The 12,553-nt window shown below is 47.4% G+C and carries 9 protein-coding genes; 7 read left to right on the forward strand and 2 right to left on the reverse strand.

Annotated features, from left to right (window positions below):
* Positions 1-289: 289 nt before the first annotated feature.
* Both PJI16_07295 and PJI16_07300 read right to left on the reverse strand, forming a co-directional pair.
* Positions 290-1,888, reverse strand: a complete 1,599-nt coding sequence (locus PJI16_07295) for a glycine betaine ABC transporter substrate-binding protein (GenBank protein MDT3777362.1) — start codon at positions 1,886-1,888, stop codon at positions 290-292.
* A 4-nt stretch (positions 1,889-1,892) separates the two neighbouring features.
* Positions 1,893-2,645, reverse strand: coding sequence for an ATP-binding cassette domain-containing protein (locus tag PJI16_07300; GenBank protein MDT3777363.1), 753 nt, complete (start codon positions 2,643-2,645; stop codon positions 1,893-1,895).
* Positions 2,646-3,099: 454 nt separating this feature from the next.
* On the opposite strand from PJI16_07300, the gene PJI16_07305 reads away from it, so the two are divergent.
* From PJI16_07305 to PJI16_07335, 7 genes are all read left to right on the forward strand, one after another.
* Positions 3,100-3,345, forward strand: a complete 246-nt coding sequence (locus PJI16_07305; GenBank protein MDT3777364.1) for a hypothetical protein — start codon at positions 3,100-3,102, stop codon at positions 3,343-3,345.
* An 81-nt stretch (positions 3,346-3,426) separates the two neighbouring features.
* Positions 3,427-3,870 (forward strand): response regulator, encoded by a 444-nt coding sequence (locus PJI16_07310; protein ID MDT3777365.1) that lies wholly within the window; start codon positions 3,427-3,429, stop codon positions 3,868-3,870.
* A 44-nt stretch (positions 3,871-3,914) separates the two neighbouring features.
* Complete coding sequence (locus PJI16_07315) at positions 3,915-4,403, forward strand: response regulator (protein MDT3777366.1); 489 nt, start codon at positions 3,915-3,917, stop codon at positions 4,401-4,403.
* Positions 4,404-5,730: 1,327 nt separating this feature from the next.
* Positions 5,731-7,653 (forward strand): sigma 54-interacting transcriptional regulator, encoded by a 1,923-nt coding sequence (locus PJI16_07320; GenBank protein ID MDT3777367.1) that lies wholly within the window; start codon positions 5,731-5,733, stop codon positions 7,651-7,653.
* A gap of 498 nt (positions 7,654-8,151) precedes the next feature.
* On the forward strand, positions 8,152-8,523 hold the full coding sequence (locus PJI16_07325) for a hypothetical protein (GenBank protein ID MDT3777368.1): 372 nt from the start codon (positions 8,152-8,154) through the stop codon (positions 8,521-8,523).
* A 1,231-nt stretch (positions 8,524-9,754) separates the two neighbouring features.
* Complete coding sequence (locus PJI16_07330) at positions 9,755-10,126, forward strand: hypothetical protein (GenBank protein ID MDT3777369.1); 372 nt, start codon at positions 9,755-9,757, stop codon at positions 10,124-10,126.
* Positions 10,127-10,960: 834 nt separating this feature from the next.
* Complete coding sequence (locus tag PJI16_07335) at positions 10,961-12,496, forward strand: sigma 54-interacting transcriptional regulator (GenBank protein ID MDT3777370.1); 1,536 nt, start codon at positions 10,961-10,963, stop codon at positions 12,494-12,496.
* The last annotated feature ends 57 nt before the right edge of the window (positions 12,497-12,553 follow it).

The raw sequence follows: 12,553 nt of genomic DNA on the forward strand, positions 1-12,553 counted from the left end.
AAGAAAAAGAACATCCTTCGAATTAATTTTTCTAATGTAATGCGGGATGGGGGAAGATTTCCGTTCAAAAAAATCGATGATCGGTCTTCCATAAGCATAACTGAAAGGCCGTCCGTGGATGATGGCGAACGTATTAGAATTACATCAGTACCTTTACTATACCGGCAGAGGGGTTTCCGGGCAAGATAAGGGTATTAACCAAATCAGATATGTAAGAGGCTCTTTTGTCCGCCAAAACGTCACGTTGGTTGGGGTGCATCTTCAAATATCAGAAAGCGGTTTTGTGTGGTTAGTGAGCCGGTTCCAAGCCTCGTGGCCGAGCCCATTGTTCTACCCGACCTAAGACTCCATCAACCGATAAAGCCAATACCGTTGCGGGTAAGGCACCGGATAAGATCAAATTGACATCCGCAAGTTGGAGCCCTGCCACGATGGGGACACCCAAACCTCCTGCGCCGATAAAGGCGGCCAGTGTCGCAGTCCCGACGGTCCAGATGGCAGAGGTGCGAATCCCCGCCATGATGGTCGGCGCGGCAAGTGGAAGGCGAATGGTACGGAGAATTTGCCACTCTGTCATCCCAAGGGCTCGCCCGGTTTCCACAACATTTGGAGCTGCGTCCCGCAATCCCGAATAGGTATTCCGAAGGATGGGGAATAATGAATACATCCATAAGGCCATGATGGCGGGAAGCGCTCCCACGCCAAATATCGGAATCATAAAGGCCAGAAGCGCGATGGATGGAATGGTTTGCAACATGCCGACAATGCGGATAATCGTTTCCGCTCCCTTTCGCCATTGTTCGAGGGCCAATCCCAATGGGATGGCCACCAGAATCCCAAGGAATAAACCAAAACCGGAGAGCCCAAGATGTTCTCCCGTGCGCATGGCCAGATTAGAACGCTTGGCCCACATGTAGGAAAAAATAGAATCGGATGAGTCCGCACTGGCGTCTGGTTGTGTGTGATTGCCGGCCACAAGATTGAGTGCCCGTAAAGCGCTATGCGCGACTTGGGGAACCGGTTCTCCCTGTTCTTGAATCCGAAGATTTAATTCACGCATGTGTGGTAGATCCAATGCATTGGTGAGCAAGTTGATGACCTTTCCCAATTCCGGATGACGGTTGAGAATTTCTCCGCGAACGAGTGCTGCGGCCTCATAAGGCGGGAAAAAGTGACGATCATCTTTCAGAACGACAAAGTCATATACGGCCAAGCGTCCATCCGTGGTGTAGACATCTAAGATGTCTACCTCTCCCTTGTCTGTGGCCTGATATTTTAAGGTTTGTTGCATGCCGATCACTTCCTGAAACTGTAACCCGTAGGATTGATTCAACCCTACCAATCCATCTTCTCGCTGGATAAATTCATACCCAAATCCGGCTTTCATCTGTGGTGCGACATGCGCGAGATCAGAGATTGTTCGCAGTGCTAAAGTCTGGGCTTGATCACGGCGAAGGGCAAGCGCATAAGAATTATCAAATCCTAGCGGTGCCATCCACCAGATATCCCAACGGTGAAGGAACTCCGTGCGAACATGGTTTAAAACAGATACTCGATCGTTCATTGGGGGTTCACCGAGAATGGTAACGAGCCCTGTTCCGGTGTATTCGGGATAGAGGTCAATCCCTCCAGTTTTTAACGCTTCAAAGCAGACTTGAGTGCCGGCGAGTCCCAGGCGACGCGTGACGGTTAATTCCGTACGGGCCTCAATGAGTTGAGCAAACATTTCCGCCAGGAGACGGCTTTCCATAAAGTTCTTTGATCCCACCACAATGGTGTCAGAGGCCCAGACCGGAAGGGAAAGAGAATAGAGCAGGCCAAGGATTCCGACCACGAATCCTATAAGGATCTTCCCTCTGCGTTGTCTGATGGGATAGGTGTTCACCACCTGCCTATTCACCCCGATGAGCGTGATAATGCTGAACGAGCAAATGAACATAGGGTGTGGCCGGAGAATGGAGAATTTCGCGTGGAGTCCCGATTTGCTCAATGTGTCCTTTTTTGAGAATGGTGATCCGGTCGCCTAACCGGAAGGCTTCTGACATGTCATGGGTCACAAGGACCATCGTTTTTTTCAACCTGCCTTGAAGCGAGAGAAACTGGTCCTGTAGGTCATGGCGGGTGAGCGGATCCAACGCTCCAAAAGGTTCATCGAGCAGGACGATGGGCGGATCGGCTGCCAAGGCACGTGCGACGGCCACGCGCTGCCGCTGTCCCCCTGAGAGTTCAATGGGGTAGCGTTCCGCAATTTGCGAAGGATCCAGATTCACGAGAGATAGGAGCATGTCGACTCGTTTGAGTTGCTGTTCCGATGTCCACCCTAATAAGTGAGGGACGAGGCAGACATTTTGTTTGATAGTCCAGTGAGGGAAGAGCCCGCCATCTTGCGGGACATACCCCAGCTGTCGACGGAGTTGAATGGGGTCCTGTAAGCAGGCAGACTTACCTTGAATGACGACGGTCCCGGCTGTTGGTTCTATCAGCCGATTCAGGAGCCGCAAAAAAGTGGTTTTGCCTGATCCGCTCTCACCAATCAGCGCCATGGTTTCCCCTTCCTTCACCTGCCATTCAATATTTTGAAGCGCATAGGTGCCATCCGGGAATTGTTTGCTAACCTGCTGGATTTCCAGTGCCCCCGGCTTCATAAAGATAAGTTTCCTGGTGTGGGGTTTGACGGAGCATAAATGGTGTGGTGATGGAAATGGATCATCGTCATGAGGCAGGTGCGGAGAATTACCCATGGCCAGGATACCAGGGTTCGAGGGGAGAGACTAGCCACGTATCAACACCGGTTGCAATGCTGATATAGGCAATGCCTCTATAATGTTGAGGATAAGCAGGAAGAACAGGATGCAAGTGTGCCAATTCGCTCATGCTGCCCTATTCACCTTCGCACGGTTTTTTTACAAGAGTTCCTTCATCTACTGTCTCTGAAACCAAATGGCGAAATGTATGGGGAAATTTCTTGGCTTTTGGCTTATTGGAAATAGGCATAGTGGTTGCACAGAACCAAAGTTTGTAGTCTGAGGAAAAAGACGAAAATCTAACTACGGAATCGCATAACTGGTTTCTGAATTTATTTCTTCCTAGGAGATTCGAATGAACGCCCACCTAATTGGAAACTCTCATAGCGTTGAAAGTCCGACCTTGACCCATGAACCTGGAGGCTGTTGCCGGTGTGGTGGATTCATGTATAGGGAGCCTGTCGTTGATTCAGGTGAAAATGAAATGGAATTTATGGCCGCTCGCTGTCTGCAATGTGGAGATGTCGTGGATCCGGTTATTCTCATGAATCGATCAGGGAAACAAGTTTTGAGTAGTAGCACTGGAAGGGCTCGGCATTGAATCTTCACATGATTTATGCGGGGCTAGAATTGAGAAAGGCCACCGGCTGGAAAGCAAAATTCCATAAATGTGAGCACCTTGATGGGGCACGATGTTGTGAGTTTCGATTTAAAGGCAAAAAATCTTAATGCTCGGTATTCAGAATTTGAACCTGGCCTCCCGGAAAGCGGTCAGCGCATATTGGTTTTGGGTGTTGACCTTAAGACATGGACTGGGTTGACCGACAGTCTGTGGGATTTAGGGTTTACGCTTAAACGTCTTTCCTCTTCCTTGCATGAATTGGATCAACTGAAGGATATCATTGTCGATGGTATATTGTGGGACTTGGAATCGAGTTCCCTGAAGGGTTTGGCTGTCGTGTCTCAGCTTCGCGGAAGAACACCTGTCCTCCCAGTGATGGTCATCTCGAGCCCCTCAAACAAAGAGCTGCTGATAAAGGCTCTTGAAAATGGGGCGATGGATTTTATTATAAAACCCATAGATCACACGGAACTCCGAAACAAATGTGTGCGGTTGTTTGGATAGAGGATGAGACCCATAAAATAAGGTAATTTCAGGGAGGAACCATCATGATACCCGTATGGGTTGCCGACTCCCAGAAACTTTCCCAGGAAAATACATCTGTAAGCGTACAGTCGCAGGAGAAATTGAATGGGATAAAACCTGGATTTTTAAGCCCTGTTTCTATTCTGGTTGTCGACGACAGTGTTGAATGTCGCATGATACTCCGCATAGCAATAGAACGAGAGGGTTATCGTTGTGTGGAGGCAGCAGATGGAGTGGCCGCGCTCAGGGTATTTCAGGAAAGGACGATTGATTTCATTATCACGGATTTTGAAATGCCACATATGAATGGATGCGAATTTCTTGAAGTGTTATCCAGAGCGGCCATCAGTCGTCCTCCTGCGGTAATGATTACGGGAAACCTTGAGGATTCTGTGCGAATCAGAGCGATGCAGGCCGGGGCATTGGCCGTCCTCTCAAAGCCTTTTGAACAAAAGAGGATTTTGGAAATGGTTCGGGACGTCGTGCATCGGAAGCAAGAGGCCCTTCCTTGAAGGTTTACCACTTCATCCCGGGAATGGGGGCCTTGATCCATTGCCATTGGGAATGTATGGGGTAAGGAGAGCCGCATAATGACCATTCTGGCCGAATAATCAACTCAATAAATGAAGTCTAAGTAGTGAGTTCTGCCCCTGGGTTGCCCTCTTCTTAAAATCATTGCTCCCTTCTTACCTACCTCCGTTGGCAATTGAAATGGGAAGGTATTCGCAATAAAAAGATATGGAGGTAAAATGCGCCCGGAGAGGGGAAGGATATGAGGCTCAGGAAATGGTTGCCTTTTGCCCAAGTTCATGAAGGGTGTATTTGCCGGATCAAATTAATGTTCATGACAGTCTTTGAGAATGCAACTCGTCGGTACCCTGGATTGCAAAGCTTGGAAGGGGATAGCGTATAGCGGCCGTCGTCTCAGGATTTTTGATCAACCGGGCAGAGGACCACTGAATCGGACAGGGAGATTAGGAGCGGTCCAGGATCAGTGGAAAGACCAGAGACAATTCCTCTTTTTCTTGTACGGCTGAGCGGTCTCCGCCAAAGTAGCGCTTCAAGTGTAGATAAGGTACCAGCAGGGGTGGTTGACCGGTTGAGGCGCTGAGACATCCGGTTGGTATCGGCAGATGAAATAATGACATATCTTGTGCACTAAGAGTCTAGTATTCCAAGCATGCAAAATTGCGCTCCGTGTTTAGGCCTCCCTAGATGTCATGTGAGGGCAGGCACAAAGAACATATCAATGACCTAAGCTGCCTGAATTCTCCAAGGGACCGAACCTTCCGGGATATTAATAGAGGAAAAGATTCCTCTCGTTCTGACTAGACTTAACCATTGTCCCTGAAAAATCTTTCGGTTCACCACCTCGAACCAACCGTTTTTTGGGCTCAACTCTTCTGTTGCATTATCGAGTCAAAACAACTGTAGAAACAACAAAGATCAATTGCAAAATGCCTCCAAGAACATTTAAAAGCCTGGTCACTCCATCCTCTAGGTTAAGGTAGAATGGGTTAATTCGTTTCACAACAGGCTTTCACGAGTGGAGTTTTGGAGAGGGTTCATTATGAAATGGGTGACGGGTAACCCTGGGGAGTGAGAAGATCTCGGTGGATGCGAAGTTATCATGACAGGACATAGCCCATATTTTTGTGTTTGGATAATGGAAATGGGGAGAGCGGTGGTCCAGCATGGGATGGATTGGGCTGAAACCTTTGCAAAAGGTAGGCTGGCCATATTCAGTTGTTTCATGCGAGAAAGTCCCCAAACGCGCTAAAGCACCAAGCCAGGTATTTGGGGGGCTTGTCTCATTTTTGAGTGCTACAGGAAGCAATCATGGAAGACAAAGGGTTCTTATCATCTACCGATAGTCACTTATTGAAGAATTCCGACCAAGAATTGAAGCGGACCTTACACGATCTCCGGGAACGGGTGAAGGAACTAACCGCTCTTCATTCCACCACGCAATTGTTTCACAACGAAGACTTATCGACTCAGGAATTGCTTCAGTGCATTGCTGATCTCATTCCGCCTTCCTGGCAATACCCTGAAGTCACAGCCGCCCGGATTCGTTTCGGACATCTGGAAATTACGACGCCTAATTTTGTGTTATCCCCGTGGACCCAGCGGGAGGATTTTATTTGCCGGGATGGAACGACGGGTGAAATTGAGGTCGCGTATCTGGAGGAACGTCCGGCAGAAGTTGAAGGCCCCTTCCTGCAAGAGGAGCGAAATTTATTGCACTCACTTGGAGAGATGGTCCGTCTGCAGTTGGATCGCAAGCGGACGCAAGCTGCTCTTCGTGAGGCGCATGATGTGCTTGAGCAGCGGGTGCTGGACAGAACATCCGAGCTCACGACGGCCAATCTGTTACTGTCGCGGGAAGTGGCACAACGGAAAGAAGCTGAAGCGAAATTGGAGAAATTGATTGCGGAGATCCAGAGGAATCATGATGATCTCATTGCTATTTTGAATCAATTGCATATTGGAACTGCCTTGACCGACCAGGATGGAAAGGTGACCTTTCTGAGTCAGGCGGCACAACAGTTATGCGGAAAGGCGAATTTCCCTCATTCAGGTGAGTCGTGGCAAGCGTTGTTTGACGATCCCTCCTATCATGCTCAAATCGAGGATATGGTGAATCGGCCTACCGGAGAACGGGAGAGAATCTTAGTGCGCATGCCCGCGGTTGGTGGAGAATGTACCCGTTGGATCAATGTGGATGTGAGGGATGATCCACGAGACCCGGAACGGAAAATGTTTTTCTTGTACGATGCTTCGGAGGTGCAGACCCTTCGTCAACTATTGGGAGAAACGGGAAAATATCAGGATCTTATTGGCACCAGCCATTCCATGCAATTGGTTTTTCAGCAGATCCAGGATTTTTCCCGTGTAGATTCAACCATTCTTATTGAGGGGGAAACCGGAACCGGAAAGGAACTGGTCGCTCGTGCCATTCACCAAGCCAGCCACCGGAATGCGTTTCCCTTTATTGCGGTGAATTGTGCGGGGTTAACTGAAGCACTGGTCGCCAGCCAATTATTTGGGCATAAGCGAGGGGCTTTTACAGGAGCGGTATCAGATCAACAGGGTTTAATCGAAGCCGCTGAGGGCGGAACCTTGTTTCTGGATGAAATCGGCGATATTCCGCTCACCGTCCAAACCAGTCTGCTTCGGGTTCTGCAAGAATGGGAAATTACCCGTCTTGGGGAGTCCCGGCTTCGGAAAGTGGATGTTCGTGTGCTTGCGGCCACACATCATAATCTTGCCAATGATGTCACTGCGGGGACTTTCCGGGCTGACCTGTTGTATCGGATCCGGGTCGGAAGAGTGTTGCTGCCAGCGCTGCGGGAGCGACGGGAAGATATCCCATCATTAATCAGCCATTTTCTGAACCAATATCGGGCGACAACAGGAAGACCTGTTGAGGCCGTGAGTAATGAAGCTCTCCGGCTGTTGATCGCCTATGCATGGCCTGGAAACGTTCGCGAACTTAAACATGCCATTGAATTCGCCGTCATTCGATGTCCTCAAACGATTATTCGACCTCAAGATTTACCGCCGGAGGTGTTTGATCAGGATGAAAGACTTCTCGTGATGCCTTCTGAAGAAATGACTCCAAGCCATGAGAAGGAGAAGATACTCTCTGCATTGAAGCAGACGGGAGGGAACCGTTCGGCTGCCGCCAAGCTGCTTGGGATCGCCCGTCTCACTTTGTATCGTCGCATGTCACGCCTCGGAATTTCTGCCCGCCGTTAAACTACTTCCTTATTGAAAGCTTTCTTGGGAGGGGCCGTTGTATGTTCTGGCTCTATCTCTGACCAGTTCGACTCAAATAACCTGAGCCGCCAAGTCAGGATGAGAGGCGATGAAAAAGGGGAGAAGCCCGAGCTGGCGAGATCTTTCAACACTTCTTTTGTGTTCCTCACCTCTATGAAACGGATGATGGTATTACGTTCCACATCGTCTGGTTGAGAAGTAACCTGCGATTCCCAAAAACATTCCGGGCGCATGATGAATGCAATAATGAGATGTAACTTAATGTAACTAGTTGTTACAGAACTGTTTCACAATGATGTTACTTTGTAACAAAAAAAATGATTATTGATTTCATTGTAAGTGTTTGCAGTCAAAAGAAAATTAATGTTTTTGGCCTGCTGGCATCTAAATTGGATTGGAAGGCAATTGTGGGTAAAAACATTGTTTGCGATTTACTGCATACGTTTTCCAGTGTTACGGGTCTGGAAGGAGGAAGTTATGAATAAAAACACATTCATTCCATTTTTTCTGGTGGTGATGCTCCTAGGCCTTCCGCAATTTGTCCTGGCTAGTGAGGGCAGTCAAAAACAGAATTCTTCCTGGAAACTTGAAATGCAAGGGTGGTCGATTCAGGATCACATGGCTGCGGCAAAGGATAAAGAGGCTGAAGCCCAATCTCTACGGAGCCGTGTCCGCCATTTGGGGGAGCGCATAGCCCATTTTGAGAAAAAGCCCCACTTCGACCCGAAGGGGATTCAGAGAAATTCCATGAAACTTATTGCCTCGACTTTGACGGAGGAATTGAATCGTTTAAATAAAGAGATTGCCTGGCATTTTCGGCAAGCCGACCATGCCAAACTTATAGAGTAATGGAAAGTGCCTGTATGGGTAGGGATATAAATGAATATCTGTCAGCGTTTCCAAGAATAGAGGAGGGCATGAAGGAGCATCCCTGTGCAGGGATAGAGAGAGGTATCCTGTTTCGGATTTGGTTTTGTGCCTAACGGATATGTCAGGTATTTCTGCCAACCATAGGCTGCTCGACCGCTAGGGCATACAATTTTGATTGATACTGTTGGGAGCCTGGCATGAACAAGGGCAGTTGTGGGTTGATGAAGTTTTGGCGAGTCTTTGAGGGCACAGGTTCCTCATCGTCCTCTTGGGAGTGGGGGACTGGTGTCGGGCGTTACGCCAAAAGCGTCCTTTAACTCTTCGAAATACCTTCTATCAGCGACATTGTGCCTTATAGCTTTAGCTTTGCCAATATTGGCTATCGAGGATTGACCTTCCCTGATCCACCTTAATACAGGTTCAGACGTAACTTTCATGCTTAACGAATCATTGTAGTTTGACAAAATGAAACAGCGAGCCCCCAGAATAATGGGGAATTTTGAAGGATCGGTCTGGCTATCAGTATCTCCCGTTTGAGCCCAATCTGGTGCTCCGTTGGTGAATGGTTTTGCGGTTATATTGCCACTGGAACAATTTAGACAATCGACTCGCCGAACTAAACCATAATTTTAATCTCCCTAGCTTTTGAGCGAACCCCTTTTTTTTGGCGGAAGAAGCCGCCTTTCATGCAGCAGTAAAAGGTCTATTCTCGTAGGAGTATGTTTGGCGAAGCCCTGATGCGCACGCACGGGACGGTCAAGCTCTTAATCTGTATGGTCTAATGCTTTTGTTTGAAGAGCTTAGGTGAGTCGCCAGAGTGGAACCCAATGTTCTTCGCAGAAATATCCTTCCCGAATGCCGATCATGGCTTCAAGATTTCCAGGCTTGCTGGTCTTCATCTTCTATGGCCGGTTCCGGTTTTATGTGACTGAGTATAAACACGTAAAAGTGCCAATATTTAGGGTATCTGAGAAAGACGAAAAGTGTAACTGCATGTAACACATAGGAACACTTTTGTTTCATTTGTATGTTACATGCATTACATAATTATTGTGCGAAATGAATTTTAAGTTGTTGATTTTAAAATGAAATTATATGTAAGTCTTATTGGCATATAAATTGGATAATGACGTAGAGGGATGGAAATTTCGCCAATGCTAACTGGGCAAGTTCGATGAACTCTGGTTCATCGAAGAATAAAGGAGGGGATATGAATAAAAAGATACTTTTACCACTTTTCCTTATGGGGATGCTCTTCGGCCTTCCACAATTTGTCTTGGGTGCTGAGACCAGTCAAGAACAAAGTTCTGCCTGGAAAGCTGAAACGCAAGGGTGGTCGATTCAAGATCATATGACTGCGGCCAAAGCTAAAGAAGGAGAATTCCAGGATCTACAGAGCCGCGTTCAGCAACTGGAAGCGAGAATAGCCCATTTTGAAAAAAAGCCCCACTTTGACCCGAAGGGGATGCGGAGAAATTCCATGAAACTTATTGCCTCGACTTTGAAAGGGGATTCTGAAATTTTGAATGAGAGGATCGCCTGGCATAATAGGCAATCGGATCAAGCCAGTCTGCGGGAGTAGTGGTCTACTGAATGATTTAGTTGGAATTGTCAAAAAATGTCTAATGGCGTTCTTTGGAACGGGGAGGTTACTAATATCCCCGTTCCTTAAGAAAGAATAAGTTCTCTCGTTGTGTTGTCCTTGTGCCTGACCTAAGTGTCAGGCATTTTTTTTTTCTGCTAAGTCGACTGCCATGGGTTCGTTTTCTATCACGCCATGATGACTTGAAAGTGACCAAGTTGCTTCATTTGGCGAATGAGACCGGGAGAGAACCTTTCCTCGATATCTACCAAAGCAGTGCCTAAGAAAAGAGGAATGATAAGAGGCTAGAGTATGATAGATCCATACGATAGATAGATGAGCGATTAAGCACGGTATCCCAGTGCAATTCCGCTCAATTTCTTAGTTCGAACATGAAGTTTTTTTAATAAAATTTCCTTAATTAGAACAAGTCATTACACTAGCCGAATGATATAATGAGCGATCTGGTCTTGGGAGTCATTAAGCTAAGAAAAAAATAATAAATCGGACTTAAACTTTATCTCTGGTTGGGCGACCATGACGACAAGAGGAATAGGTCTTGGTATGCAAAAATAAACGGTTGATGGCTTGGTAATTCCCGGCTCTTTTTGAAAAGAAATAAAGCTCTATAAATTTTGACCATGACTGACTTTTTACTTTCAAAATTTTTCGATATTTCGGTCTTAACAAAGGGTTATGAATAGTGATGGCTTTCTTGGTATTAGCCGACAGTATTTCAGGGAATATGACCGTGTTGAGAAAATTTACCGTAAGGTCATGATCCTTCTCACTTATGCTTGAGAGTGCGTGAAGGGATTAGTGATGAAATTTGATATGACTCACCAAACCGATCAAGTTGGCCGGCACTTTTATCAAACCTTGCTGGAAGTTACGAATGTCTTAAATTCCCAGCGGAATACAGAAGATTTGTGGAAAGCCATTACGGGACACATCAAAAAGGTGATCTCGTGGGAGCGCGCGGGTATTACGTTGTATCACCATGATATAGATGCCTTTCGGTTTTACGCGGTGGAAACGAGTATGCCTGTGGTGAAGTTGAAATGTGATGCCATTATTCCTCGAGAAGGAAGTGCCATGGGATGGGTGTATGGTCACCGGCGTCTTCACATACGTCCCCATTTACAACGAAACCCGGTATTTTTAGAGGATGCATTTTACCAGGAAGAGGGTTTAGGCAGAATGATCAATATTCCCTTAATAGTCGGGGATAATTGTTTTGGGTCTTTGAATATCGGCAGCGTGGAATCGGGGGAACCTGATCCGGAAAATGTCTTGTTTTTGCGCCAAGTGGCCACCCAAATTGCCTTCGCCGTTGATCTTGTGCGGGCCTATGAAGAGATCAACCATCTGAAAGAACAACTCACTCGCGAAAATGCCTACCTCCTGGAAGAAATCAAAGTTAGCCATGATTTCGGAGCGATGGTCGGCAACAGCCAGAAATTCAAGAACGTCCTGGACCTGGCCCAGGCTGTTGCACCCACCACGACTTCAGTGCTCATCATGGGTGAAACGGGAACAGGAAAGGAACTGTTAGCGCGGTTACTTCATGAGTTGAGCCCCAGAAAAGATAAACCCTTTGTTCGAATCAATTGTGCGGCGTTACCTTCAGGCCTGGTAGAGAGCGAACTTTTCGGCCACGAAAAAGGGGCGTTTACCGGTGCAGAAAATGGAAGGCCTGGCAAATTTGAATTAGCCCATAATGGCACCTTGTTCCTAGATGAAATCGGGGAGATGCCAATTGAAGCACAGGCCAAACTCTTGAGGGTTTTACAAGATGGGATTGTGGAGCGTGTGGGCAGTATCGAGGGGAAGGATGTCGATGTGCGAATCATCGCCGCCACCAATAGCGATTTAAGCAAGGCGATTGCGGAGGGGCGTTTTCGTTCAGACTTATATTATCGATTGCATGTCTTTCCGATTGTTGTGCCTCCTCTCCGGGAACGTCTGCACGATATTCCTCTGCTGGTGCGACATTTTATGGAAAAAAATCGGTTGCAATTTCGACGAAATTGTCAGGATATCGATGATCAGTCAATGGAGTTGCTCGTTCAGTATCCATGGCCGGGGAATGTACGGGAACTCAAAAACGTGATTGAACGAGCGATGATTCTTTCCCAATCGTCGCTCGTGCATGTGGAAGAATCATTGTTACCCTCACCGGGACATGGCATGGATGCCCTGCCGCCCACTCAATTGAAAGATGTGGAGCGCACTCGGATTCTACAAGCCTTGACGGCTTGTGAATGGCGGATAGATGGGCCATTGGGGGCGGCCAAACACCTGGGGTTGCATCCCAGTACACTGAGAAGTCGATTGAAAAAATTCGGAATCAAAAGACAATCTGAATAATATATTCAAGCGGGGACTGTGTCGATGATATGAAAAGCCGGACGATCTGGAGTCAAC

The organism is Nitrospira sp. MA-1, assembly GCA_032139905.1.
In the GTDB taxonomy this organism is placed as follows: domain Bacteria; phylum Nitrospirota; class Nitrospiria; order Nitrospirales; family UBA8639; genus Nitrospira_E.